General features: G+C 69.0%; 22 protein-coding genes. 10 read left to right on the top strand and 12 right to left on the bottom strand.

The features are described from left to right. Positions 1–4 precede the first annotated feature (4 nt). The gene (locus EV192_RS20180; RefSeq protein ID WP_165960505.1) at positions 5–1,348 is read right to left on the bottom strand and encodes a SidA/IucD/PvdA family monooxygenase; all 1,344 of its coding nucleotides are present in this window, start codon (positions 1,346–1,348) and stop codon (positions 5–7) included. Positions 1,349–1,597: 249 nt separating this feature from the next. Between EV192_RS20180 and EV192_RS20185 the strand changes: the two genes are divergently transcribed. Further along, positions 1,598–2,800 (top strand): NAD(P)/FAD-dependent oxidoreductase, encoded by a 1,203-nt coding sequence (locus EV192_RS20185; RefSeq protein ID WP_207926146.1) that lies wholly within the window; start codon positions 1,598–1,600, stop codon positions 2,798–2,800. A 57-nt stretch (positions 2,801–2,857) separates the two neighbouring features. Here EV192_RS20185 and EV192_RS20190 read toward each other — a convergent pair whose 3' ends face one another. Beyond that, positions 2,858–3,574: a hypothetical protein gene (locus EV192_RS20190; protein ID WP_132117545.1), complete on the bottom strand. Its 717-nt coding sequence runs from the start codon at positions 3,572–3,574 to the stop codon at positions 2,858–2,860. A 152-nt stretch (positions 3,575–3,726) separates the two neighbouring features. On the opposite strand from EV192_RS20190, the gene EV192_RS20195 reads away from it, so the two are divergent. Then, positions 3,727–6,990: an AfsR/SARP family transcriptional regulator gene (locus EV192_RS20195; protein WP_165960506.1), complete on the top strand. Its 3,264-nt coding sequence runs from the start codon at positions 3,727–3,729 to the stop codon at positions 6,988–6,990. A gap of 52 nt (positions 6,991–7,042) precedes the next feature. On the opposite strand, the gene EV192_RS20200 is transcribed toward EV192_RS20195, so the two are convergent. Together EV192_RS20200 and EV192_RS20205 are read right to left on the bottom strand one after the other, a co-directional pair. Next, complete coding sequence (locus EV192_RS20200) at positions 7,043–7,816, bottom strand: ABC transporter permease (protein ID WP_132117549.1); 774 nt, start codon at positions 7,814–7,816, stop codon at positions 7,043–7,045. Continuing rightward, positions 7,809–8,600: an ABC transporter ATP-binding protein gene (locus EV192_RS20205; RefSeq protein WP_165960507.1), complete on the bottom strand. Its 792-nt coding sequence runs from the start codon at positions 8,598–8,600 to the stop codon at positions 7,809–7,811. Before EV192_RS20205 ends, EV192_RS20200 begins: the two co-directional genes overlap by 8 nt. A 168-nt stretch (positions 8,601–8,768) precedes the next feature. On the opposite strand from EV192_RS20205, the gene EV192_RS20210 reads away from it, so the two are divergent. Then, positions 8,769–10,058, top strand: a complete 1,290-nt coding sequence (locus EV192_RS20210) for a sensor histidine kinase (RefSeq protein ID WP_132117553.1) — start codon at positions 8,769–8,771, stop codon at positions 10,056–10,058. After that, positions 10,043–10,696: a response regulator transcription factor gene (locus EV192_RS20215; protein ID WP_132117555.1), complete on the top strand. Its 654-nt coding sequence runs from the start codon at positions 10,043–10,045 to the stop codon at positions 10,694–10,696. The genes EV192_RS20210 and EV192_RS20215 overlap by 16 nt, the downstream gene beginning before the upstream one ends. A gap of 70 nt (positions 10,697–10,766) precedes the next feature. Here the strand turns inward: EV192_RS20215 and EV192_RS20220 are convergent, their stop codons facing one another. Continuing rightward, entirely contained in the window at positions 10,767–12,458 is a 1,692-nt protein-coding gene (locus EV192_RS20220) for a hypothetical protein (protein ID WP_207926147.1), read from the bottom strand. 497 nt (positions 12,459–12,955) lie between these two features. On the opposite strand from EV192_RS20220, the gene EV192_RS20225 reads away from it, so the two are divergent. Together EV192_RS20225 and EV192_RS20230 are read left to right on the top strand one after the other, a co-directional pair. Continuing rightward, positions 12,956–13,624 carry a DUF6313 family protein gene (locus EV192_RS20225; RefSeq protein ID WP_132117557.1) on the top strand — a complete coding sequence of 223 codons (669 nt, stop codon included), beginning with the start codon at positions 12,956–12,958 and terminating at the stop codon, positions 13,622–13,624. Continuing rightward, positions 13,617–15,413, top strand: coding sequence for a PstS family phosphate ABC transporter substrate-binding protein (locus EV192_RS20230; RefSeq protein ID WP_132117559.1), 1,797 nt, complete (start codon positions 13,617–13,619; stop codon positions 15,411–15,413). The genes EV192_RS20225 and EV192_RS20230 overlap by 8 nt, the downstream gene beginning before the upstream one ends. A 15-nt stretch (positions 15,414–15,428) precedes the next feature. Here EV192_RS20230 and EV192_RS20235 read toward each other — a convergent pair whose 3' ends face one another. Then, positions 15,429–16,613 (bottom strand): amidohydrolase family protein, encoded by a 1,185-nt coding sequence (locus EV192_RS20235; protein ID WP_132117561.1) that lies wholly within the window; start codon positions 16,611–16,613, stop codon positions 15,429–15,431. Between the two features lie 100 nt (positions 16,614–16,713). On the opposite strand from EV192_RS20235, the gene EV192_RS20240 reads away from it, so the two are divergent. Continuing rightward, the gene (locus EV192_RS20240; protein ID WP_132117563.1) at positions 16,714–17,580 is read left to right on the top strand and encodes a LysR family transcriptional regulator; all 867 of its coding nucleotides are present in this window, start codon (positions 16,714–16,716) and stop codon (positions 17,578–17,580) included. Here EV192_RS20240 and EV192_RS20245 read toward each other — a convergent pair. The 5 genes from EV192_RS20245 to EV192_RS20265 form a co-directional block, all read right to left on the bottom strand. Beyond that, on the bottom strand, positions 17,555–18,238 hold the full coding sequence (locus tag EV192_RS20245; RefSeq protein ID WP_132117565.1) for a DUF998 domain-containing protein: 684 nt from the start codon (positions 18,236–18,238) through the stop codon (positions 17,555–17,557). The two genes, EV192_RS20240 and EV192_RS20245, sit on opposite strands and share 26 nt — an antisense overlap. Beyond that, positions 18,235–18,702, bottom strand: a complete 468-nt coding sequence (locus EV192_RS20250; protein WP_132117567.1) for a Clp protease N-terminal domain-containing protein — start codon at positions 18,700–18,702, stop codon at positions 18,235–18,237. Before EV192_RS20250 ends, EV192_RS20245 begins: the two co-directional genes overlap by 4 nt. Continuing rightward, positions 18,695–18,913 (bottom strand): helix-turn-helix domain-containing protein, encoded by a 219-nt coding sequence (locus tag EV192_RS20255; protein WP_132117569.1) that lies wholly within the window; start codon positions 18,911–18,913, stop codon positions 18,695–18,697. The genes EV192_RS20250 and EV192_RS20255 overlap by 8 nt, the downstream gene beginning before the upstream one ends. A 111-nt stretch (positions 18,914–19,024) precedes the next feature. Beyond that, positions 19,025–20,797, bottom strand: coding sequence for an alpha/beta fold hydrolase (locus EV192_RS20260; protein WP_132117571.1), 1,773 nt, complete (start codon positions 20,795–20,797; stop codon positions 19,025–19,027). Positions 20,798–20,913: 116 nt separating this feature from the next. Next, complete coding sequence (locus EV192_RS20265; protein ID WP_132117573.1) at positions 20,914–21,735, bottom strand: alpha/beta fold hydrolase; 822 nt, start codon at positions 21,733–21,735, stop codon at positions 20,914–20,916. Positions 21,736–21,868: 133 nt separating this feature from the next. Between EV192_RS20265 and EV192_RS20270 the strand changes: the two genes are divergently transcribed. The 3 genes from EV192_RS20270 to EV192_RS20280 all read left to right on the top strand — a co-directional run bounded on the left by EV192_RS20270 (position 21,869) and on the right by EV192_RS20280 (position 24,968). After that, positions 21,869–23,011 (top strand): sensor histidine kinase, encoded by a 1,143-nt coding sequence (locus EV192_RS20270; protein ID WP_132117575.1) that lies wholly within the window; start codon positions 21,869–21,871, stop codon positions 23,009–23,011. Further along, positions 23,008–23,658, top strand: coding sequence for a response regulator transcription factor (locus tag EV192_RS20275; protein ID WP_132117577.1), 651 nt, complete (start codon positions 23,008–23,010; stop codon positions 23,656–23,658). Before EV192_RS20270 ends, EV192_RS20275 begins: the two co-directional genes overlap by 4 nt. Before the next feature lie 167 nt (positions 23,659–23,825). Next, positions 23,826–24,968, top strand: coding sequence for a cytochrome P450 (locus tag EV192_RS20280; RefSeq protein ID WP_243726958.1), 1,143 nt, complete (start codon positions 23,826–23,828; stop codon positions 24,966–24,968). A 249-nt stretch (positions 24,969–25,217) separates the two neighbouring features. Here the strand turns inward: EV192_RS20280 and EV192_RS20285 are convergent, their stop codons facing one another. Continuing rightward, complete coding sequence (locus EV192_RS20285; RefSeq protein WP_132117581.1) at positions 25,218–25,880, bottom strand: FadR/GntR family transcriptional regulator; 663 nt, start codon at positions 25,878–25,880, stop codon at positions 25,218–25,220. Positions 25,881–25,991: the final 111 nt, after the last annotated feature.

Genomic DNA, 25,991 nt, shown 5'->3' on the forward strand with positions numbered 1-25,991 from the left:
CAGGTCACAGGCACGCCGTCAGGGCGCGCTCGATGTCGAAGGCACGGTAGGAAAGCAGGCTGAACGAGCCCGCGTCGCCGAGTCCGTGCGTCGACTCGCAGAGGCCGTTCAGGAAGACCGGCGGCAGTGTCGGGTCGCCGTCGGCCGGGATCAACTGGTAGCCGCGGGACACCCGAAGCGTTCCGTCCGCGTTCTTCTCGTAGTGCGCGGCCACGTCGACCAACAACGGGTGGCAGAGTTCCTCGTTCTCCGCGACACCGAAGTTGCGGAACCCGGTCGCCAACACGACGGCGTCCACCCGCAGGTCACTCATGAGTCCGGTGTGCTCGTCGCGCAATGCCAGGGTGATGCCGTCGTTGTCCTGCACCACCTCGGACACGTGACAGTTGTTGCGGAGCACGATCGACTCGTCGCCGTGCACCCGGTTCTCGTAGAGCGAGAAGTACAGCTTCTTGAGGATGTCGTGGTCGACCGAACCGTAGTTGCTGCGCAGGACCTGCTCGGTCAGGCGCCGCTTCGACTCCGGTGACGCGTTGAAGAAGTAGTCCGTGTGCGACGGGTACAGCAGGTCCTCGGTGAAGGGACTGGTGTCCTTCAGCACGTAGCTGAAGTTGCGGAACACGCTGTGCAACGTCGTCTGCGGCAGGGTCGCGTGCAGGTCGAGCAGGATCTCCACCGCGCTCTGGCTCGACCCGATCACCGCGACCGCGCCGGGCGCGCCGTTGGCCTTCCATTTGTCCCGTTGGCCCGTGTAGTCGGTGAAATGGAACACCCGGTCGCCGAGAACCGGGTGGAAGACCGGTGGAATGTTCTTCGACCGGCCGGGCGCGAACGAAAGTGAACGGCCGACCAGCGTGCCCGCGTCGGTCCGCACCTCGATCAGGCGCCGGCCGGTCGCCGCGTCCCATTCGTCGGCCAGCGAAATTGTGGCCACCGTCTGCGAGTAGCGGACTTTGTCGGCGAAGTGACCGGCGACCCAGTTGACGTACTGGGCGTAGTCCGACCGCGGCGGATAGGGCGCGTCGAGGTTCAGGAAATTGAACAGGCGGTCCTGGCTCTTGAGGAAGCTGAGATATCCATAGGGACTTCGCGGGTTCTTCGGGGTGATGAAGTCGCGGAGCGGGTTGTGTTGGATGTCCGAGCCGTCGATGATCATGCCCGGCTGCCACACCGGCCCCGCGTTGGCCTCGACGAAGGCGAGTGAGCGCTGGCTGGAGCACTCGGCGTGGGCGACGGCCAGCGCGATGTTGGCCGGTCCGAACCCCACGCCGACTGTGCCGAACACCCCCTCGTCGCCGATCGTGCGAACGTTTTCGCTGGTAACGTTCGGCGTCTTGGCGTCATCCAAACCCAATACTGTGACTCCCCCCTTGGGCGTGCGGTATGTCTCCCCAGGTGCACGCGGCGTCGCGGGCTTGCTTCAACAACTTGGCACGGGCGGAGATCAAAGGCAAGACTGGGATGCGGATCATCGCTACGATTGTCTCGACCCGATATGTCGCGCGTCTGATCATTTGTTGACGTGATCACGGCCGGCCGTCCACGATTGTTCGTCGGAAAGGAGCACGTCGGAAACTGTTGCCCCCGCGGTGGAGAGGTGGAGCTGAACGTGGCCGCGGTGCGTCGGATCGTGGTAATAGGCGCCGGCATCGTTGGCACGGCCGTCGCCGAGCGGCTCGGTGGCCGGCGAGACTGCGCGGTCACCGTCGTCGACCGTGCCGCACGTGGTCGGTTGCCCGGATCCACCGGCCACGCACCGGGTTTCGTCGGCGTCCTCGCCGAGAACCCGGTACTGACCGAGCTGGCACGCATGAGCGTCGCGGTCTACCGCGACCTGGCCCGCCGGCATCCGCCCGCCTTCCATCAGGTCGGCGCGCTGGAACTGGCGTCGACGACGCAAACCGCGGACCGGTTGGCCCGGCGCGCGGAGGCAGCGGCCGACCATGACGTCCCGGCAGCCCTGGTGACCGTTGGGCAAGCCGCGCGGATGGCTCCGCGTCTGGTGGCTCAGGCGCGGGTCGAGGCGGCGCTTCATCTGCCGTGGGACGGTGCGGCCGACGCGAGGGTGATCACGGCGGCGTTGCGAGCGGACGCGGAGGCGACCGGGGTGCGCTTTGTCCCGAACGCCAACGTCCTCGGCTTCGACGTGCGCGGAAACCGGTTGACCGCGGTGCGTACGGCCGACGACGTCCTTGGCGCCGACGACGTGATCATCGCCTGCGGCTTCTGGGGACCGGCAGTGGCCGACCTGGTCGGCGTCTCGCTGCCTCTTGTCCCGATCGCGCATCCGTACGTGTACAGCCGACGGCGAGCGGCTTGGGGGCTGGCGACTCCGCTCGTGCGTTGGCCGGAGCACGGCGTCTACGCGCGTGATCACGGCGACCGGGACGGCCTGGGCACGTCCGACCACGATCCACCGACGCCGTCGTGCGTCGACCAAGCGGAGCTGCCATGGCCAGGTGGGGAACTCGACCGGGCCGTCGCCAGGGCACTGGCGCTGCTGCCCTCTGAGCACCGGTGGGACCCGGTCGAACGACTCAACGGCGTTCAGTCGATCACCCCGGACAAGGCCCCCCTGCTCGGGCCGTTGGGCGGCGTCGACGGGCTGTGGGCGGCCGAAGCGGTATGGGTCACCCACGCGGCTGGTGCCGCACATACCTTGGTGGCCTTGATGTTCGACCAACGCGCCGCGGTCGGTCCGCTTGACCCTGGGCGCTTCGCCGGTCTCTCGCCGGCTGAGTGGCGCCGCCGGGCACTTGCCTGCTACCGGCCGGAGACGCGTCCGCCGGGAGATCCGTGACCGTCCAAACAGGACAGCCGGGAGGGGTCGCCTCCCGGCTGCGGTTCGCTCAGCGCTTCACAGCGTGGTGAGGGTGGGCAGGACAGCCTGGGCCACGGCCCAGCTGGTGCGTGCGCCCGCCTTGGCCTGGACGACGCCCACCGGGACGTCCGGGCCGAACTGGTCGCCGTTGTAGGCGTTGCAGACCCATTCGGTGCGGCGCTCGATGGTGACCGGCCGGCAGGTCGGCGCCAGCAGGGACTGGACCTGCCGGTTGCTGTGCACCAGCACGGGAGTCAGGCTGGTGTTGGGGATGCCGCTGCGGCTGCGCGTGATCAGCGCGATCGGGCCGATCGAGTTCAGCGCGAACCCGAGCTGGTCGATCGACGCCTTGCTGCTCACCGCGGTGAGCAGGCTGTCGATCAGGTTGACGCAGTGCGTGGTGTTCAGCGCGAACACCTGCTTGTTGTCCGGGCTCAGGAACTCGAAGTTGGGGAAGTCGACGACGGCGTCCTGGGCGCACGCCTTGGCCTCGGCGGTGGCGATCGCGTCGATGTGGTTGATGATGTCGGTCTTGGCACTGTTGATGGCGGCGAGGATCTGGGCGGTGGCCGCCTGGATGGACGTGCCACCCGAGGTGAACGACTTGTAGATGTCGTAGGCGCCCTTGATGATCGTGACGACCGTGCCGGGGTCCACGGCGGGCTTGACGGTCGAAGCGGATGCCGGGGCGCCACCCAACGCGGTCGCGCCGATGGTCACCGCGGCGACAAGGCCGAGTATCCGTCTCTTCACAGACAGCTCCCAATCAGGATGTTGATCTGGCAGATCGGGAGCGTCGCAGACGAAACAGGACACCGAACGGGACACCATGTGGGACAGCACGCGGCCGAACGGGTGAAAATGCCGTCTTCCCCTCACCAGTCGATCACTGGAACACTGCGAAGGTGGAGATTCGGTTGCTGGGCAACGTGGAGATCCACGGCGAGAACGGTGTGCTGCGGCCACGGCGGTCCGCCGAGCGGTGCGTGCTCGCCATTCTCGCGCTCAACGCTAGGTCGCCGGTCACGGTCTCGGCCCTGGTGGACCACCTGTGGTCCGGGTCCGAGCAGTCCGACAAGTCCATCGACACCGTCGGCAGCTACCTGCGCCGCGTCCGGGCGGCCATCAAACAGGCGGGTGGCCAGGCCGGCTGGCTGCGCTACGACCGGACGACCCGTTCGTGGACGCTGGACATCGACCCGGCGTGGGTGGACTACCACCAGTTCGCCGCCGAGGCCGCGATCGCCCGGCGGGACGACGATCCGGCGGCGTGGCGGGCGGCGCTGGCGCGGTGGCGGGGACCGGCGTTGGCGGATGTCAGCGGTCATTGGGCCGACCACCGCCGGCACATCCTCGAATCCGAACGCCTTGCCACGTACGAGGATCTGCTCCGTCATGAACTGGCCGCCGGACAGCACGCCCAGGTCGTCCGCACGGTGACGGATCTGGTCGAGAACAGCACGCCGACCGACGGACTGCTGTTGCTTGGCGCCCAAGGTCTGGCTGGGAGTGGCCGGCACACGGCGATCCGTGGCTGGGTCACGCGGGTGACCCAGCGGATGCGGGCGACTGTCGACGTTGTCCCGTCGGCCGAGGTGCTCGACGAGATCGACCGGTTGACGACCCTGCCGATCCACCGGACACCGGTGCCGACGGCGATGTTCAGCATGCGAACGGACATCACGACGTTTACCGGGCGGACAGACGAGCTGCACAGCCTGGTGGCCGCGGCACTGGACGGCTTGGACAGCGAGGTGCGGGCGATCGCGATCCATGCCGTGGACGGCATGGCGGGCGTCGGCAAGACCGTGTTCAGCGTTCATGCCGCACACCACCTCGCCGACCGGTTTCCCGACGGCCGGCTGTTCGTGGAGTTGCACGGCCACACGCCGGGCCGGACACCGGTCGCCGCGGTGGAGGCACTGGACTCGCTGTTACGGGCCGCCGGCGTCGACCCGACGATGATCCCGCCCAAGCTGGAGGATCGGGCCAGGCTGTGGCGGGACCGGACGGCGGGCCGGAAGATCCTCGTGGTCCTGGACGACGCCGCCGACCACGACCAGGTCCGGCCGCTGCTGCCGGGCCCGGCGGGCAGCCTGGTCCTGGTCACCAGCCGGCACCGCCTGCCCGCCCTGGACGGCGTGTCGACACTGACACTGGACGTGCTGCAGCCGGCGCAGGCGGTGAACCTGCTGGAACGACTGGCCGGCGACCGGCACGACGAGCACGCTGTGGCGGAGATCGTCGCGCGGTGCGGGTGTCTTCCGCTCGCGATCTCCCTGGCCGGCGCCCAACTCCGCGCCCATCCGCGGTGGACCGCGCGGTACCTGGCCGACCTGCTCGCCGGCGAACACGAACGGCTTGAGCACCTCGCGGCCGGCGACCGATCGGTGAGCGCCGCGTTCACGATGTCGTTGCGCCACTTGCCCGTCGCCCAGCAGCGCCTGTTCCGGTTGCTGGGCGTCCATCCCGGGCCGGAGATCGACGCCCATGCCGCCGCTGCCCTCGCCGAAGCCCCTGTGCGAGAAGTACAACGGCTGCTGGAAGCGTTGTACACGTACCACCTGATCCAGGAAACCGCCCCCGGCCGATACCAACTACACGACCTGGTCCGCAGTTACGCGACCACGCTGGCCACCGAGCTTGACCCTGACGACCGCCGGCAGGCCCTGCACCGGGTGCTGACCTATTACCGAGCCATGGCCCAAACCGCCAACACATACCTGCCCACGTATCACACTGCCACGAGCCCCCAGGTCACCATCGCCCCGGCGGACATGCCGCCGATGGCCGACAGTGCCGACGCACAGGCGTGGTTCACCGCCGAACTGCCCACCTTGACCGCCTGCGTCCAGCACGCCGCGGCAGCCAAGGATCACGTCATTCACCTGGCCGCGTCGCTGCAACCTTTCCTGCGCCTCAACGACTACACCGGACAAGCCCGGCACATCCACCAGACCGCCCTCGCCGCGGCGGTCCATCTCGGCGACCGGCAGGGGCAGGCCAACACTCTCATCAACCTCGGCCGTCTGCAGTACCAACAGAGCGAATACGACGCCGCGGCCGACACCCATTCTCGTGCCCTGCGGCTGTACACCGAACTGAACGACCAACTGGGGCAGGCGAACGCCCTCGACAACCTCGGCGACGTGCAACGCCTGCAAGGCCGGTACGACGCCGCGGTCCACAGCCACGCCCAGGCTTTGAAGCTGTACGTCGAGCTGAACGACCGACTGGGGCAGGCGAACGCCCTCGACAACCTCGGCGACGTCCGACGCCAGCAAGGCGAATACGACGCCGCGGTCCACAACCACGCCCTCGCCTTGAAGCTGTACGTCACCTTGGGTGACCGGAGAGGTCAGGCCACCGCCCTCACCAACCTCGGTGCCGTCGGGTATCCACGGGGCGAGTACGAGCAAGCTGCCGACAACTACACCCACGCTCTGGAGTTGTACGCCGCACTGGGTGATCGCCGCGGCCAGGTCAACGCCCTGATGGGCCTCGGCGGCGTGCGTTTCCTCCGCGGTGAGTACGAGCAGGCTGCCGGCAAGTTCACCCGCGCCCTGGAGTTGTGCACGGCGTCGGGCGACCGAAGAGGGCAGGCCAACGCCCTGATCGGTCTTGGCAGCGTTCGGCGCCAGCGCGGTGAGTACGACGCGGCGGACCTCGATCTGACCCATGCCCTGCGGTTGTGCGACGCGTTGGGGTATCGATGGGGGCAGGCCACCGCACTGACGCACCTCGGCACCGTGCGGCGTCAACGAGGCAGGTACGCGGCCGCGGCTGAGAACTTCGCCCGTGCGCTTGAGCTGTACGCCGGACTCGGCGACCCCGACGGCACCGCCGAGACCCTCAACAACCTGGGCGACCTGACCCTGGACCACCCCGCCGCGGGCGATCCGGCCGTCTACTTTGGACAGGCCGGCGCGGTCGCCCGCGACATCGGCGCCACCAAACAGGAAGCCCGCGCCCTGGCCGGGCAGGCGCGAAGCTTGTTGCGTACCAACGACACCGGCCAGGCTGTCGTCCTGTTCGGTCAGGCGCAGGCGCTCTACGAGTCGCTGGGTGTGCCCGAGGCCGCGCAGATCCGAATCGCGTTGGCCAGGCTCCGGTCACCGCTTGACAGTCTTCACGGCGAACTGGGAGTCTGCCCAGGCGACGCCGGGTAGGTCGGTGAGCGCGGCCGTCGGTCCACAGGAGACAGTCGGGCTCAGGACACGATCAGCGTGCGTCCCAGCGGAAACAGCGGATGCCCAGGATGCTGAAAACCAGGATGTAGCCGAGGCAGGCCAGCATGGCGTGGGTGTCGGCGGTGGTCCAGCCCGTGTGGACGAGGGTGGCGTGGAACAGCTCCTCGGTCGATCCCATCGGGGACCACCGCGCGACGGTCTCGAACGTGGTGCCCGCACCGCCGGTCAGGCCGAGCCCACCGACGAGATAGAGGGCCACGAGCACGACGCGGCCGACCGCGTTGATCAGTGTGGCGGAGGTGAGCAGCCCGGCCATCGCCTGCCCGATGCTGAGGAAGACCGCGCCCGCGATGATCGCGGCGGGGATCAGTAGCAGGTACGGCACGACGCCGAGCGGGAGCCCGTACGCGATCGCACCGAGGGTCGCCACGATCACCGCGACCACGATGTACACCACCAGGTGTAGGACGAGTCGGCTGGCCATGATCGTCCAGTTCGGGGCGGGCGTGACGCGCAGGCGTTGGAACACGCCGCTCTCCCGGTCCCGGGCGATGATCAGCGGGTAGCCCATGACGCCGGCGGCGAGCGGCCCGGCGGTGATGGCGATGCCCACCAGGGTCGCCGCGAAATCCACGTCCGGGGGCTTTCCGTGGCGTTGCAACCAGGAGGCGCCGAGCACGACCAGCGGCAGGCCGAGGCTGAGCATCTGCTGCCGCCAGCTGCGGCGCAGCACGGCGATGTCGGCTCGCAGCAGTGACCCGAGAACCAGGCCCAGTGGTGGTCGGACGGACGCGGTGCTAGTCACGGGTCTGTGCTCCTGTCAGTGCGATGAACACGTCGTCGAGGGTGACCTCGCCGTGGGCGAGGTCCCGGACACGGCGGTCGTCGCGGTGGGCGGCGATCAGGTCGGCGGGTGTGCCGGTGGCGAGGACGCGGCCGTGGTCGATGATCACGATCCGGTCGCAGACCGCCTGGACCTCCTCCATCGAGTGCGTGGTGAGGACGATGCCGCTGCCGTCGGCGCGGAACTGGTCGACGCGCTGCCAGAGCTGCCTGCGGGACTGGGGATCCAGGCCGGCGGTCGGCTCGTCCAGCAGGAGCAGGCTGGGCTGGTGGATCACGGCGATGAACAGGGACAGTCGTTGCTGCTGCCCGCCGGAGAGCTTCTTGAATGGCTTGCCCAGCTCACCGGCCAGCCCGATGTCGCGCATCCGGTCGGTGATCTGGCCGTGGGACAGCCGCACACCGTAGAGGCCCGCGTACAGCCGGACGATCTGCTCGATCGACAGCTCCGCCTGGAAGCTGGACGCCTGCAGGTGCACGCCCAGCCGTGCGTTCGCCTCGATCGGCTGGCGGGCCACGTCGGCACCGTCGACGGTGATGGTGCCGTGGGCGGGGGTGATCAGTCCCTCGATCGCGCTGAGGGTGCTGGTCTTGCCGGCTCCGTTCGGCCCGAGCAGTCCGACGACCTCGCCGCGCTCGACGTGGAAGCCGACCTGGTCCACGGCGATGTGGGAGCCGTAGCGCACGGTCAGCTCACGCACCTCCAGGACGTGACGTGACGCGGCGGGTGGTGCTGGTGTGAACAATGGCTGCTCTTTCGTGTCCGCGCGGTGCCCGTCGCGCCGCGTGCGCGTCGACGCTAGGGAGACCGTCGGATCACCGGTACATGGCTGGACCCATCGCCGGGTGGGGCTGGACCCACTCCTGACCGCACGCGCGGACTGGCAGGCCGTGCGGTGGGAAGCTGGTCGTTGATGACAGCACAGTGGGTGTCCCGCACCGTCCGATGGCCCGCCCGTGTGGGCCTCGGACTGGCGCGCTCAGTGATCCTGCTGGTGGTCAGCGTCCTGTACCCGACGGCATGGGTGCTGGCGGCCGGGCTGGTCTGGCTCGAAGCCACCACTGTCGCCCGTGGGCGGTGGGACACCGTGGCAGTACTCGCCCTGTTCACCGGCGCGATCGGCGTCGTCGTACCGTCCGGCCCGATCTGCGGCCTGCTGCGGTTGCTGGTACGCCGGTGGACCGGCACCGCCCTGGCGCACGGGTACCGGCCGATCACGTCGATCGTGCGGCTGTCGACCGGATACTGGTGGAACGGCTACCGATACAAGCGCTTCCGCGGCGTGTCGCGCGTGAACCGGTGGGTGCACCGGCAGGTGCGCGACCCCGCCGCGTGGCACGACCGCCGAGCGCTGCTGGCGGCCCCGTTCGGGGTCGGGGTGGTCGCCGCCCTTCCGGTGGCGGGCGTCGCCGCCGGCATCTGGGCGCTGACCCAGACGGAAATCCGTCTGGTCGGGCTGCTGTCCCTCGTGGCGGGAATAGGGACAGCGCCGTACGTGTGGCACATCGCGGTGTTGGTCCTCATCGGGCTGCTGCGACCCTCGCCCACGGCCGTGCTGTCTCAGCGAGTGGCGCAGCTGACCGAGCAGCGCGCCGACGCGACCGCCGCGCAGGCCGCGGAGATCCGCCGGATCGAACGCGACCTGCACGACGGCGCGCAGGCCCGCCTCGTCGCCCTCGGCCTGGCCCTGACGACGGCGGAGCGGGCCGTCGACCGTGATCCCGAACAGGCCAAGGCGTTGCTGCGCGAGGCGAAGGCCACGACCAGCGCGGCCCTGCGCGAGCTGCGCGAACTGGTGCGTGGGATCACTCCGCCGGTACTGAGCGAACGGGGGCTGACCGACGCGCTGCGCGCCCTCGCCTTGGACACCCCACTGCCGGTGTCGGTCGAGGCCGAACCCGGCTTCGACACACGGTTGGACGCGCCGATCGAATCGGCCCTCTACTTCGGCACCGCCGAACTGCTGACCAACGCCGTCAAACACGCGCACGCCAGCAGCGTGACCATCCGTCTGTGCCGCCAGCGCGACACTGTCGTGGTCGAGGTCGCCGACAACGGACGCGGTGACGCGACGTCGTCGGCCACCGGTGGTCTCGCCGGCCTGCGCCGCAGGCTCGCCGTGTTCGACGGGAAACTGTCGCTGGACAGCCCGGCCGGTGGCCCCACCCGCGCCCGGATGGTGGTGCCGTGGACATCGTCGTAGCCGAAGACCTCTACCTGCTGCGCGACGGCATCGTCCGGCTGCTCGAATCGTTCGGGCACCGCGTCGTCGCGACCGCGACCACCGGCCCGGAGACGTTCGACGTGCTCGTCACCCGCCGCCCGGACGTCGCGATCGTCGACGTCCGGATGCCGCCCACCCAGAAAGACGAGGGCCTGCGCGCGGCCCTGGAAGCGCGCCGCGTCGTCCCCGGTCTGCCTGTGCTGATCCTGTCCCAACACGTCGAACAGCTCTACGCCCGCGAACTGCTGGCCGACCGGGCCGGCGGCGTCGGGTATCTGCTCAAGGAGAGCGTCTTCGACGCCGACCAGTTCCTCGACGCCCTGGACCGCGTCGCCAGCGGTGGCACCGCGATGGATCCCGCGGTCATCGCGCGGCTGCTCACCGCGACACCACCGGCCGCCCGGCTCGGCGAGCTCACCGAACGCGAACGCGACATCCTGGCCCTGATGGCCGAAGGCCTGTCCAACGCGGCCATCGGCAAACGACTGTTCCTGAGTGAAGGCACGATCAGCAAATACACCACCTCCACCTTCGCCAAACTCGGCATCACCGACGACATCGACAGCAATCGCCGCGTACTCGCCGTCCTCACCTACCTCAACGCACCCTGGGGGTAGGGCGAAGAACCAACGCCGGCCTGGTCGGGCCGGCGTTGACGAACACCTTGGGCGGAGCCTTCCGGTCAGGTCAGCCGGCTCCGGGTGGGTCGGGTGGGGTCGCGGACGCCACTGCCGGGCCGGCGAACTCGACCAGCGGGAACGCACGCACGGACCGGGGCGGGACAAGGAAGTTCTGCCTGCGGGTGGTGGTGATGAACCGCTCCAGCCCGTTGTCCTCCGGGTCTACCTTGAACTGGACCTGGAGGTCCTGGGCCGCCACGTCGGTGCGCAGCCGGCGGAAGAACTCCGATGTGGGCACGAAGATGGCGAACTCGAGTTTCGGCTGGCTGCTGCCGGCGGGCACGGTGGCGCCGCCGGGGTAGCTCTGGAACGCGGGGACGTCCATGCCGCCCAGGCCGGGCCCGTCCATCCGGATGTGGATGGGGGTGCCGTCGTTGGCTCGGGAGGAGCGTTGCAGCGCGGCTTCGTGGCCGATCCTGGGCAGTCCGGTGAAGGTCTCGGTCTGCTGGGTGGCTGTCGGATGGGCGGGGTTGTACTTGCCGCCGGCGTTCCGGGCGGACAGGCTGGCGTCGGTCTTGCCCTGGAACGTGTTGTTGACGTAGGCCGGGCAGCCGCCGTTGGTGTACGGGTCGGTGGGGTTGAACGGCGTGGGGAGGCCCTCGGTCGACCGGATCTGGTTGGCCCGGAACATGTACATGATGCGTTCGTCGGCGCCTTCACCGTCGGGGTGCCGGGGGTCCTGGCCGGGCTTGGAGTAGAACTGGTACAGGTCCAGCAGTACGTGCGAGAAGTGCATCACGGCGCCCAGCCCGAAGTAGTCGTTCGGGGCCGCGTTGGTGAGCCGGGCCGAGGCGTTGCCGGCGAAGGTGCAGATCTGGGCCGGGCCGCTCGAGTCGACCTGCTGGTCCGCGAAGCCCATCCACATCGGCGAGTTCGGGTTGACCAGGGGCGCGAACGAGAAGTGGTTGTTCTCGGCGGACGTCCGGGGCATGCCTGGCTGGACGAACTGCACGCGAGTGGTCTGGAACTGCATCAGGCCGTTGAACACGGGCGAGCGGACGCTGAAGCCGGCCAGCCGGTTGCTTCCCTTGAGCCACGCGAGGACGTCGTTCAGGTTGGTCGTGGAGTCGCTGCGCATCTGGAACACCATGTCGTTGTTCTCGAGCACAACGTTGACGTTGAAGCGTTCCTTGGTGACGTTCTTGGTAGGCGCGCCCGGCCCACCAACCACGCCGCCGATCACGTCGGTGGGCCCGGCCACCGCGGGGGCGAGTGCGTTCGTCGTGCGGTCGGGGTTCACACCCGACAGTAGTTGCGGCATGAACGAATGGCACAGGGAACCGTTCAGCCCGCCCGGCAGCCGGTTGAAGTACCGGGTGCTGTAGGCGACGAACACGAAGACCCCGCTGGGGCTGAAGGGATAGAACTGCTCGATCGTGTTCAGGGCGTCCTTGAGGGTCCGTTGGTCGGTGGTGTTCGGGGTGCGCGTCAGAACAACGGGGACGAAATAGGTGAACACCGGCCCGAACTGGACGGTGACGCTGCCGGCGCCGTCGTTGATACTGGTCGGGGCCTTGATGAAGTTGCCGATGTCGAACTGAATCGGTGGCAGCGGGGCCACGGTGTCGGCCGACGCCCGGTACGGGGTGACGGCCGCGGACTCGATCCAGGCCAGTTGGGTGGCGGCCGCGAGCCCGAATCCGGCTCTCAGTGCGTTACGGCGGCTGATCGCATGACTCTTGAACTCGTTCAGGGGCATGGGTTGCCGACCTCTCGAGGGTGGGGAGGCAGACGTGCCTGACCAGGCACGAACGGGGGAGTGACGAACGGTGGTCCGGCGCGCCCCGCCGAGGTGCTCGTAACTGGGAACGTTAAAACCAACGACAGAATCGGAACAATGACAGAAAACACTCACGAGTACGGGCAGAACCCCGGCACGTCGTACCATAATCACCACGACCAGGGTGAATCCGCCGATGGCTCGGTCCTAATGGGAAAGATGGCAACAACTCGCCCGGCAGGCGGTGTCAAAGAAATCCCGGCCTGTTTCACTGATTGAAACCCAACGCGGTTTTTTCTTCGCGGCGGCACTGCTGTTCCGCTGATACGATAAAGAAAAGTCCGGGGTGGCGGTCGCCGGCAGCCGGCGAGCGACCCTTGTTGTTCACCTGTGCCGGGTAGGTTTCGCCCGTGGGCCGCGAAGAGGGGGCGCGACACGGCGGTTCGTCGTTGCCCGGCACGAGATCGACACGACGCATGGCAGAGCCCGACGTCGCCGCGCCACGGTGGGAATCCCTGCGTGAACTGGTCCGGCGCCGGCGCCGATCCCTGGCCAGGCACACCGGCATCCAGTACTGGCTGCGCGTGCGCGGGTACTACATTCTCGCCGGGTTCGTCGCCCTGTTCGGGTTCAACTGGGTGTTCATCGGCGGACAGGTCGCCTACAACGTCACCGTCCAGATCGACTCGCCATGGGACACCAGGATTCCCTTGTTGGCGTTGCCGCTCTCGCTGTCCGGCTGGCTGGTGGTGACCGGGTTCGCCGGTGCCGTGGCCGGATACGTGGTCACCGAGGTGACGGACAACCGGAACGTCAGGGCGTTGCGCGGGCGCTCGACCACGCGGCGGATCGGCCCCATCCCCCGGCTCGACCGCCTGCAGTACAGCAGGCACGGTTTCGAGATCCCGCACTACTTCGCGATCCGGTTCGTGCTGCGCCACGACGGCTCGTGGAAGATCGCCCAGGACCACTGGGAGATCATCGTCGAGAAGTTCCTGACCGCCAGGGAGGCCGACCGGACCAGGGGGTCGAAGCAGGCCATGTGGGAGGCCGTCCTCGAGGCGGCGTACGTCCTGGACGGGATGTCCGGCAGGTGCCCGAGATGCGGGCGTGACACGGACGAGGAGACCGGTACCGATGCCTGACCGGAAACCACAGAAGAGCGTCGAGGACGTCACCAAGGAGCTGTTCGAGGCGGCGTACCCCGATCAGGACGCCTCATGGGTCGGCGAACAGACGACACTGGCCCGGGACCGGATCAGCCGGGCGAAGAAGGAGCAGCCGTCGACGGCTGCGGGTGCCCGGCGACTGTCCGACGCGGTGGTCAACCACGCCGCCCCACGCGGGCGCAGGGGCTCGCGAGTCGCCGTGTGGCTTGGGCTGGCCTTGGTCGTGGTCGCGGGGACCGTCCTGGGAGTCACCGAACGGAAGTGGTTCGCCGAGGCCGCCATCAGCACGATCGGCGTCAGTGGCCTGCTGGCCGCGATCGCCGTGTCCGTCGTTGGCGCGGTCGTCACGTACGTGCGGTCCCGTCGTCTGCGCATCCTGTCCTGCCGCGTCCGGATCGACGCTCCTTTCGGCGTGGACATCGGCGAATCCGTCCGGATGGAGGGCGAGCATGACACCGTGGCCGATCCTGGCGTGGTGGTGGTGCGCGTGAAGAACACCGGAGGCACGCCGATCGACCCGGACGACTACGTGTCGCCGCTCGGACTGCGGTTCCCCGGCCGGACGGTGGTCTCCGTCGACGCCACCGAGTTCAAGCCCACCGAACTGCAACGGGTGATGGCCGGGCTGCCGGACTTCGCGATCGAACAGGACCGGGTGAGACTGCCCATGATCGCGCTCGACGTCGGCGACTCGTTCAAGCTGGTGATCGTGCTCTCCGGGACGAAGGCGGGGGAGAAGCACCGGGTCGAGGTCGACGGCGGCCTGCGGGACGGCCGGATCACCACGCGGGAGGGCAGGGAGCGGGTCCAGCCGGCCACCCTCGCCTGGAGCGGCCTGACAGCTCTCTGCGCCGGGGCGCTCGGAGTGGTGCTGCTGCTCAACAACGTCACTCCGTTCACCAGGCTCCCGGCCGGCCTGGCGTGCGTGCCCGGTTCCCTGACGGTGGAGGGTTCGAGCGCGTTCGGCCGGGCCGCGACGGAACTGGCGGGATCCTACGGCGCGTACTGCCGTGGGTCGGCCATCAAGGTCGGGACGCCGGGCAGCCGGGAGGGCCTGGAGCGGCTGCTCGACGCCGGCCAGGACCTCCGGCAGCGCCTCGCGCTCTCCGACGGCAGGTTCAACGATCCGAAGTTCGCCTCGCTGGTGTCCGCGCCGCTCGCGATCGTCCCGTTCACGTTCGCGGTCAACGACAAGGTCCCGGTCGGCGCCCTGTCCCTCACCGACGCGCGGCGGATATTCACCGGGGCGGCCCGTGTGTGGAGCGACATCACTGGAGACCCGCGTGACACCGCGGAGATCCGCGTGGTGGTGCGGTCCTCCGCCTCCGGGACCAGGCAAACCCTGGAACGGTACGTTCTCGGCGCCGCCCAGGTCCAGTCCACTTCGGACACGTGCCGCACCCGCCTGCCCGGTGTCCCGGCCAAGCTGCCGATCGTCTGTGAGGAGGGCTCGACCGGGGACGTGATCGACCGGGTGGCCACCCTGGACGGCGCGATCGGCTACGCGGACGTGTCCGATGTGGAGCAGTCCACCGGGGTGAAGAAGGTCGTTCTGGACCGGCTGGGCCCGACTCTCACCGACATCCGCGCGGGCTATCCTTTTTGGACGGTCGAATACGTGTACAGCTCCGGCCCGCTCGAGCCGGGTTCGCTGCCCGAAGCGTTCCGGAACTACGTGCTCACTCCCGAAGGACGCAACACGATGGAGGGATTCCACTACTACGCCTGTGCCGGCGACGTCCAGGACCTCTGCGCGCACCGATGACCCGCCTGCCCGCGTTCAGCCGAAGGCGGATCGGCGTTCGCGCACGGCTGCCACGACCTTGGCGACCTGGGCGTTGAACGCGTCAAGCTGCTCGGCTTCGGCGGCGCTCGCGACGAAGGCGCGTCGGTCGCAGGCTGTGCCCGCGCGCCATATCCGCTCGATCGCGCGTGTCGCGGTGATGTCCGTCAACGGGTCACCGGACACGAGGACCAGGTCCGCGCGTTGCCCGGCCGCGACACGTCCTCGGTCGGCCAGGCCGAACACTCGTGCCGGTTCGGTGGTGGCGGCCGCCAGGGCCCGCACCGGGCTGAGGCCGCACCGGACAAGGAGTTCCAGCTCGCGGTGCAGGCTCGCGCCGAACACGGTCCCCGGGTTCGGGGCGTCGGTGCCCGCCAGCACAGTGATCCCCGCGTCGGCCAGTCGCCGCACGTTGTCCTCGGCCCGCGAGTAGGGCGGCCCGAGGGTGTTCTCGATGGTGGCCAGCGTCGGACCGACCGCGATGCCGGCCTCGGCCATGCGGTCGACCAGGGCCTTGTCCAGCTCGGCGTCCGCGGGGACGTGGGCCACCACGTCGACGCCGGCGGACACGACCTCCTCGACACCAGCCACCGAGCTCACGTGAGCGACGACGACCAGGCCGCGGGCGTGCGCGGCGGTGACCAGTGCCTTGATGGTCTCGAAGTCCAGCGACGGCCACAGGCCCCCGGTGCCGGCGAAGATCTTCAGATAGTCCGAGCCCGCCGCGATCCGGTCCGCGACGAACTGCTCGGCCTGGTCAGCGCCGGTCAACGTCGGGAACGGGGCGTACATCATCGACGGGTGCCCGCCGGGCGCGGTGGCACCGACCCCCGAGGACCGCACGTCGGCCACGTCCGGCCGGGAGCCGGCCTGCTCCTTGGCCCTGGCCACCAGGTCGGGTTTGCTGAACATGTCGAGAACGGTGGTGACGCCGAAGGTCAACGACTGCGCCAGTGCGCCGGGAACGAGGTGCACGTGCGCGTCGATCAGACCCGGAAGCACCGTCCCGCCACCCGCGTCGATCACTTCGTCGCCTTCTTGGGCGGCCGAGGCCGCCGAGCACTCGGTGATCAGCCCGTCAGCGAACCGGACCGAAGTCCAGTCCCGTGACCTCGTCCCGTCGAACACCTTCGCGTTCACGATCGTCGTCGCCGCGGCCGAACACTCTGGATGTCTCCTCACACGCTCTATTCCAGCCGGTCTGACCGGGGTCGATCAATGACCAACCCGGCCATGGAACAATCACCGAACGGAATCGATCGAGGCGCGGAGGGCGGGGGCGATGGAGGTCCGGCAGTTGCGCTGTTTCGTCGCTGTCGCCGAGTGTGAACACTTCGGCCGGGCCGCGGAGGCACTGAACATCGTTCAATCCGCGGTCAGCAAGCAGGTGGCGCGGCTGGAACGCGAACTCGGACTGACCTTGTTCGACCGGTCCCACCGTCGGGCCCGGCTCACCCCGGATGGTCAGGCATTCCTTGTCCACGCGCGCCGCGCACTACGCGGCATCGACCGTGCCGCCGCTGCCGCCGTCGAAATCGCCGCCGGCACCACCGGTGTCCTGCGTATCGGCAGCAGCGTCGTCTTCAGCCCCCGTATCGAAGCTGCTCTTGCCGCCGTCCGCGCCGCCCACCCCGGCATCACGCTCCAGGTGACAAGCTCCGCCTCGACGACCGGTCAGCTCGCCGCCCTCGCCGCTGACGACCTCGACGCCGCGTTCGTGGCAGCGCCACCGGACACCCCGGGCGTGCGGGTCCATCACCTCTGGGACGAGCCACTACTCCTGGCGGTTCCCGCCGCGTACGCCCGCACCGCCAGCAACCTCGCCACGCTCGCTGACCTCCCCCTGGCCCGGTCCGCCCACGCGGACAACCCCGGCACCTACGACCTGATGACGGCCGCCTGCCAAGCGGCCGGGTTCACCCCCCGCGTGGGGCCGACACTGACCCGGGTCCAGGACCTCCTTGCCGGCCCCGTCGCCTCCGGAGCGTGCTGGACCCTGCTCCCCGCCGGCCTCGTCTCGAAGGACTCGACCGCCGTCGCCCTCGTCCAGCCCGACCCACCGATCCGCGTCCCCGCCGCACTCGCACTGCCCGCCACCCCCCGCGCCTGCGCGCTGAGCCTGCTCACCGCTGCTCTGGCTGGGTCTTGAGCAGGTGGACGGCCAGGAGGGTGAGCCAGGTCCAGCCGATGGTGATGGTGAGTCGTTGGAGTAGTCCGCCGATGTCGACCAGGCCGGGGGTTTGGCCGAAGCCTTGGCTGGTCAGGACGAATGCGATCGCGAACAACACCGCGGTGGCCGCGGAGTAGATGGCCCAGCGGGGTTGCCGCCAGCCGGCGAAGCGGCGGGCGAAGACCAGGCAGGCGACCGGCCAGCCCAGGAAGGTGGGTACCGAGAACAGGTCGTGCAGCGCACCGTGCCAGCTGTAGGGAGATGCTCCGGGGGTGCCGGGTGGGTAACCGCTGACCGGGTCGCTGATGAAGATGCCGGCGCCGATCAGCCCGATGGCGGCGGCGCCGATCAGCAACGGTCCCCAGGTGGAGGGTCGGTGGCGGGCTCGCAGTGTTCGGCGTAAGCCCAGGGCGAAGCAGAGCATCAGCGATCCGCCGACGATGAAGTTGGCCACCTGGGTGATGCCGATGGTGCCGCCGAGTTCGAGGGTGCTGACTGGATGGCGCAGCGGGTGGTAGTCGGCGCGGGTGGCGCCTTCGAGGAGGAAGGCGGTGACGAACAGCGGTCCGGCGACCACCCCGCAGCGCAGCAGGCGGGTTGTCCATGTCCGGGACGCGGTGTCGACGGGCGTGGTCATGGCTGGTCCAGTCGGTTGCGCACGGCATCCAGGTCGATGTCCAGCTGTGCCAGCAGATCGGCGGCGGGATCGGGCTGGTGGCCGGCCAGCAGGGCCAGCAGCAGGTGCTCGGCGGTGGGATGGCGGGCTTTGCTGCGTGGGGTCGGCTTGATGGCGTGCAGCAGCACGGCTCGGGCGGCGGAGGTCAGCGGTGGGCGTTTGCCGGACGCGATGTGGCCGGTGAAAGGGAGGTCGCCGACGTCGATGCCGATCGCGACCAGCGCCGCCCGGTCGAGGGCGTCCAAGCCGGTCCGCGCGGCGTCGAGGTCGACGCCGAGCGCCTGGATCGCGGCTGAGTCGCGTTCGTGCAGCAGGCCCAGCAACAGGTGTTCGGTGCCCAGGCGGCGATCGCCGCGTCGCCGGGCCTCCGCCATGGCGGCCAGGACCACCCGGGTTCGGACGGAGTTGCTGAGTTGTTTACCCATGGCCGTGCTCCTTGCCGTATTTGGCGTGCACCGATTGCCGTGACACGCCTAGTGCGTCGCCGATCTGCTCCCAGGACCAGCCCTGCTGTCGCGCGCGGGCGACCGCGGCCGCCTCGACCTGTTCGGCCAGCCGGTGCAGGGCGCCCACGGCTCGTAACCCGACCGCGGGGTCGGTCGACCGGATCCGCTGGGTGAGTTCGTCCGTGTCCATGGTGTCAGTCTAGCCTGACACTCGATCATGTCAACTCAGCTTGACGACCACGACCTGCACTGTTGAGTTGGATGGGGCACCGGACTTCGTCCGGTGTCCCATCCTTGGCAATCAGGTTGTGGTGGGCGGGCACACGGTGAACGGGTGTCCGTCTGTCGATCCGGTCACGGTGGTCTTGTCCTGGGCCTGGAACGGGCGCCAGGACAGGTGCAGTTTCGGTCCGCTGTCGAGGGTGAGGTCGGCCTCAGCGGTGCCGTTCACGAGGCGGATGTCACCGGACACCGCGATGTCGTCGACATAGCGGACGCTGGTGAGGTGCAGGACTCCGTTGGCGTCGCCGGTGAACGTTCCCCCGCGCAGACCCGGCAGTTGTGGGCCTGGTCCGAGGCCGCTGGGGCCGACCTGGCCGAGGAGGTCGGAGGCGGTCATGAACGCGGCGGCCAGGCCGGGCACCCGCGTGGCCGGCAGTTCGGCACTGGTCCGGGGGAAGTGGCCCATCGCCCGGTAGGTCTCCGCGGTACAGGTGGCGTGGACCGGTTTGGCCGGCTCGACGAGGAAGGACCGGACCAGTTCCGCCGCGCAGGCGGGGTTGCCGGACATCGACGCCGCGTGCCCGCCGAAGGGCACCAGCACCGACTGGCCGTGCGGGAACCGCTTGGCCAGTGGCACGACATTGCCGCCGAACATGGGTTCCGTGGTTCCGCCGAGGGTCAACGCCGGCACGTCCGGGTACGCCGCGCCAGCCGGTACGGGCGGTGCTTGGCGGGGCAGTGGCCAGTTGAGACAGAAATCCTCGTTGTTGCCACCGACTTCGGCGGCGGCGATGGGCCGCTGCGGATACCGGTCGCGGTAGTCGGCGAGTTGCCTGGCTCGTACGTCAGGTGACGCGTCGCGGTCGTAGGGCAGCGCGTCATCGTTGCACTGGTACGTCAGGACGGCGGTGTTGGTGCGGAAGAACTCGTCGCGGCCTCCCCGGTCCGTGTTGATGTACGCGGCCAGCCTGTGCAGCGGGACCTGATCTCCGTCGATGTAGTCGGCGACCGCGGCCACGGCTTCGCGACCACGCCCCGCCACGGCCTGTGTCCGCAACAATATGTCCACAGTAGACATGGAGATCTTCGGATCGGGATGGGCGCGCAGTGTCCGTACGAGGTCGAAGATCTCCGCGGCGGGCCGTGGATGCTCCCGGCGGCACGCCTGGGAAGCCTGGCAGGGCGTGCCGACGGTGTTCAAGGCGTTGCGCAGGAAGTCCTGGTAGGTGGTGTCGATGAGGTGGCCGCTGCGATCGGACATGAGCGGGCTGTCCGCCACGACCGCGGACGTGTGTGCCGGGAACCGCGTTGCATAGGCCACGGCGTCAACGGTTCCGTACGAATCCCCGTAGACCGCGAGGGATGGCACGCCCAAGGCGCGCCGTACCGCGTCAACGTCGGCCACTCGCTGATCGGTGCTGAAGAACTGGGCGCGTGGTCCGAGTTGGTTCGCACAGGCCCGCACGGTGTCGGGTTTCTCGATCTGCAGGTCCGGGCACCGCAACGGGCTCGACGCGCCGAAGCCCCGGCGTTCCACGATCAGCAGGTCGTGGTCGGCCAGTACCGGCCCCAGTGCGTCGGTGAACGCCCGGTCGGAACGGGCCACTGGCTGGGGCCCGCCGTCCAGCCCGGCGATCACGCCGGCCGACGGCCTGGTCTGATCGGTGTGGGGTAACCACGTGAACGGGACAGTGATGCGTTCCGACCCTGGATCGTCCCAGTTGAGCGGAACCTGAATCGCTGCGTCGCAGCGTTGCGTCGCCCGCGCGCACGGGTGGGTGTCCTCAGCGGTCGCGGGAGCCGCGACCGCGAGGACACCGATCGCGGTGAGCGCGATGATGTTTCTGATCATGCCTGTTGACGCTGTCAAGCACAGGTTCCCGGTACATCCGGTTGATCCCGGAGACCCACCCTGGCCTCGGAGTCAACCCCGGTCAGTCCACATCTACCCCCGGCGGTTGATGCCTGTCACTGTTGGCGGGTCTGGCAGGCCGCTGTTCGGATCAGGCGGGCGACGTCGTTGGGGTGACTCACGGGCAGGGCGTGGCCGCCGCGGATCTTGACGGTCTGCACGGCATGTGCGCGTTTGGCCATGTCGGCTTCGGCGGCGGGGTTGATGGCGTGGTCCTCGGTCGCGGTGAGGAACCAGCTGGGCAGCTTCTTCCAGGCGGGCTCGCCGGAGGGGCGGTCGCCGGCCGGCGCGTTGAGCGGGCGCTGGACGGCCGCCATCACCGCCGCCCGGTCGGCCGGGACGTCCTGGGCGAAGACGTCGCGGAACTTGGCGGGGTCGATGTACAGGTCCACGGTGCCGTCGGGGTACAGCTGGGGGACGATGCTGGTCCTGATCGGGGTGTCCGGGTAGCGCTTGTTGATGTCGCCGGTGCTTTCGCCGTTGTCCGGGGCGAAAGCGGCCACGTACACCAGGCCCTTGACGTTGGGGGCTTCGCGGGCGGCGTTGGTGATCACCGCGCCGCCGTAGGAGTGGCCGACCATGATCACCGGGCCCTTGATGTTCCGCGTGATCCCGGCGATGTAGGCGGCGTCCGTGGTGAGGTCACGCAGCGGGTTGGGCGGCGCGACAACGGGATAGCCGGCGTGCTGGAGGTTCGTGATGACCCCGCTCCAGCTGCTTGCGTCGGTGAACGCGCCGTGTACCAGCAAGATGGTCGGCTTCGGCCCGGCGAAATCCTGTCCGGCGGTGGCGGAGCCGGAAAGTAGGGTGGCGCCGGCCATCGCCGTTATCGCCAGCGTGGTTCCGACAATGCCGCGGCGGGGGACATTTGCTTTCATGACGGCCACGCTATGAGCGGACGGAAGCAGGATTGATCGGCCATTGTGCGACGCCGTCCTACGACGAAAGTCGAGGGTGGCGGTCGTCGATCGTCGAGGGTGCCGTGTCCGGGCGCCGCCTACGATTGCGCGCATGATCGGCGACCTGGAACGGAAGTGGCCGTGGTGGGACGACGGGCTGCTCACCCTGGTCGTAGGTGTCATGTCGGCACAGGAAACCCACGCGCGCGGCGGTCCGATGATGGCGCCTGCGGTGGCGCTTGCCGTCGTGGCCAGTCTGGCGTTGCTGGTGCGACACCGGTGGCCGGGGCTCGCGGCGGTGCTGGCGGTGCTGGCGGCGGCGCTGCTCGGCGCCGCACTGCCGCTGGTGGTGATGCTGTTCCATCTGGCCTCGGCGAACCGGATCACGATGAGCGTGGCGGCGGCCGTCACCGCGGTGTCGGGGAATTTGCTCATGGGGCCCGAGTTCAGCCTGTGGGCGCCGCACGATCCCGGCCCGGTGATCCTGCTGGTTCTGCCGCTGGCACTGGGCATGTGGGCAGGCGGGCGACGTCGACTGGTGGCCGCGCTGGCGGACCAGGTCGCGCGGTTACGCACCGAACGTGCGCTGCGTGCCGAGCGCGCCCGGATGGCCGAGCGCGCCCGGATCGCCGCGGAGATGCACGACGTCCTTGCGCACCGACTGAGCGTGCTGGCGTTGCACACCGGCGCGTTGCGCCGCCGGGCCGCGACGCTGCCGCCGCAGGTCGCCACCCGCATCGACCTGCTGCGCACGACCTCGACCCAGGCGCTGGACGATCTGCGTGATCTGCTTGGCGCGCTGCGGGATCCAGCTATGACCGCGCAGGCAGGCCTGGTCCCGAGCGTCCCGGAGTTGCCCGCGCTGCTGGCCGAGACGCGCGCGGCCGGACAGGTGATCGACGCCGTCGTCGAGGGCGATCCGGACGCCGTCCCGGCCAGTCACCGACTGGCGGTGCACCGGATCGCCCGAGAAGGGCTCACCAACGTCCGCAAGCACGCCGACGGGGCACCAGCGCGACTGGCCGTGCGCTACGGACCACCGGCCACCGTCGTGCGGATCACCAACGACTTCGCCTCGGCGCCCCCGGCCCGATCACCCGGCTACGGCCTGATCGGCCTGGGAGAGCGGATCCACGCACTGCACGGCACGATCGACTACGGTCTCGACGACGGCGGCTGGCACCTCACCGCCCGCCTCCCGGTACCGTCCCCCGGCCACAGCGCCACGACCGACAACGAGACACCCGATCCATGATCCGCACCCTGATCGTCGACGACGACGCGCTGGTCCGTCTCGGCCTGTGCGACGTGCTGGCGGACGAACCGGACATCACCGTGGTCGCGCAGGCGGCCGACGGGCTCGGCGCGGTCGACCAAGCCATGTCCCACAACATCGACGTGGTGCTGATGGACCTGCGGATGCCAAGGATGGACGGCATCGCCGCGACCGCGCGCCTGCGGGCCATGCCCAACCCCGCCCAGGTGATCGCGTTGACCACCTTCGACATCGACGAGTACGTCTACCGCGCGATCGAGGCAGGAGCCGCCGGCTTCCTGCTCAAGGACACCGATCCGGCCGAGATAGTCCGCGCGGTCAGGGTGGTGGCCGGCGGCCAACCCATGCTGCATCCAGCCGCCGCCCGCAGGCTCATCGACCACTACCGCCGCACCAGCCGCCCGCTCAGCACCGCCGCCCGTGCCCGTATCGACCGCCTCACCCCACGCGAAACCGATGTGCTCGGCCACCTTGCCGAAGGCGCCACCAACGCCGAGATCGCCGCCGCGCTCGGCATGCGGGAAAGCACCGTCAAGGCGCACATCAGCCGGATCCTCACCGCGCTGGACGCGGCCAACCGGGTCCAGGCCGCATTGATCGCTCGGGACGCGGGCCTGCGTCCGTAGCAAATGTGGTCGGTTGTGCTCTTCCGATCACGGGTGGCTGTGCGACATGGTGGAGGTGATTCCGGTGGGAGGACGTGGAAATGTCAACTGTGGTGGATGGTGTATCAAAGTCGAGTGATGTTCCGTTTCTCAACATTGTTGATCCAGAATTCGACTTCACTGCTTCGTTGGTCGTCGAAGCGCAGGCGAAGAGCTGGTACGCGGACAGTCCGATCGGTCTGCTGGTTCTGCGTTATGCCGAGGCCAACGCGTTGTTGCGGGATCAGCGGCTGGACCACAACGGCAAACGCTATCTGGAGATGAACGGCGTTTTCGATGGCCCGATCTATGACTGGTTCGTTCCGATGATCGTGAACCATGACGGTGCGGACCATCATCGGCTGCGTGGCCTGGTTGGCAAGGCGTTCACCCCGCGGATGATCAATGGGCTGCGGCCGTTCATCCGGGCGAAGGCACAGCAGTTGACTGATGAGCTGGCGTCCGTCGAGGTGTGTGAGTTCATCGCGGACTTCGGCAATCCGTTGCCGCTCGCGGTGATGTGCGAACTGCTCGGCGTGCCGGCCGAGGACTACGACACGTTCCGGGTCTGGACCACGGATGTCGGCCTGGTCTTCAGCCTGGCGCACGGTGGGGACATCCGGGCCCGGGTCGAGGCCGCGTTGGTCGGCCTGACTGGTTACGTCGACGCCCTGATGACGGCCAAGGCGGCCACGCCGGGCGACGATCTGATCTCTGCGTTGGTAGTGGCGCAACGGGATGACGGCCGGGTCAGTCGGGCGGAGTTGGCCAACCTCATCGTCACCCTGGTCTTCGCGGCACACGACAGCACTCGCCATCAGCTCGCCAACGCGATGGTCGCCTTCGCCAGGCACCCCGAGCAGTGGGACCTGCTGGCTGCCCGGCCAGAGTTGGCCGACCAGGCCGTCGAGGAGGTGATCCGGTGGATTCCGACGGCGACGACCCTCTATCGGTTCGCCGCACAGGACTTCGACTACCAGGGCCTGCACATCGCCAAGGACACGTTCATCACGATGTGCGTGACCATCGCCCAGCGTGATCCGCGGGTCTTCGCTGACGGTGCCAGGTTCGACATCACCGCCGTCCGGCCGGGGTCAGCCCTCCTGCAGTTCGGCGCCGGACCGCATCACTGTTTGGGTGCCGCGCTCGCGCGGGCCGAGATGAGCGAGGCTCTTCCCGTGCTCGCGGCCCGGTTGGGGCCGCCGGTGATTGACGGCCCGCTCACCTGGCGCCCACCCATCGGAATCCACGGCCCGAACGCGCTCCCGCTTCGCTTCGGCCGTCGAGACTGAGCGGCCGATCCGAACTTGACTGGGCGGCCGCCCGTTTTCGCTGGCGAGGAGGTGGTGGATCGCGCTGGCCACGATGTCCGGTTGGGTGATGGGTACGTAGTGGCCGGATCGTTCGGCGAGGATGTGTCGTCCGCGTGGGCTTTGTGCGGCCCGGAAGGCGTGGGCGGCGTTCGCAGAGTTTCGCGTTCATGCCGTTCCGGTGCGTTGCCCGGAGATCACCGTGACTGGCATGTCTCCGAGGTCGGCGGCCTAGTCCAGCAGGTCGCGCAGGAACCGCCGGTAGTCCTCGTGCAGGTCGTGGCACGCGGCCAGCGCGGCCTGGGCGTCGCCGGTCAGCAGACCGTTCGCCAGTGTGCGGTGGCGGTCCAGTGTCGACTCGTCCATGGTGCCGCCGCTTGGGCTGATCCGGATGACGTTCGAGATCTCCTGGGTGTGCTCGTCCCACAGCCGTAGAACCGTTGCCGAGCGGGCGGACGCGACGATGGCCCGGTGCAGTTCGTGGTCCGCGGCCGTCGCGTGGGTGCCGCGCTCGACGCAGCGTTCCAGTTCCGCCAGGGCCGCCCGGACCGGTTCGATGTCCACTTCGGACGGATCGCGGCGGGCGGCCAGTTCGAGGGCGCCGCTTTCCAGGACCTCCCGGACGACCGTCACGTCGATGAGTGAGCGTTGGGCGTTCTGTGACTGGACGGTGACGTCCTTCGCGGTGACGAACGCGCCGCGGCCGATCTGGACGTCGACCAGGCCGAGTGAGCTGAGCATGCCGAGCGCCTCACGGACCACCGGCCTGGAGACGCCGAGCGCCTCGGACATCTGCCGCTCCGACGGCAGCCGGGCACCCGCCTCGTAGCGGCCGGCCCGGATGTCCCGCAGCAACTGGTCGGCGACCCTGGCGCGCTGGGTGCCCGAGCTCATTCGGTCTCCTGCCTGAAAGCGGTCGGCCGGTCACGGACAACATACCCGCGGACCAGACGACCTGGCGAAACGCTGGACAACGGATCACCTCGTTGCTACCGTCCCCGAATT

It is taken from the genome of Actinocrispum wychmicini, assembly GCF_004345645.1.
GTDB lineage: Bacteria > Actinomycetota > Actinomycetes > Mycobacteriales > Pseudonocardiaceae > Kibdelosporangium > Kibdelosporangium wychmicini.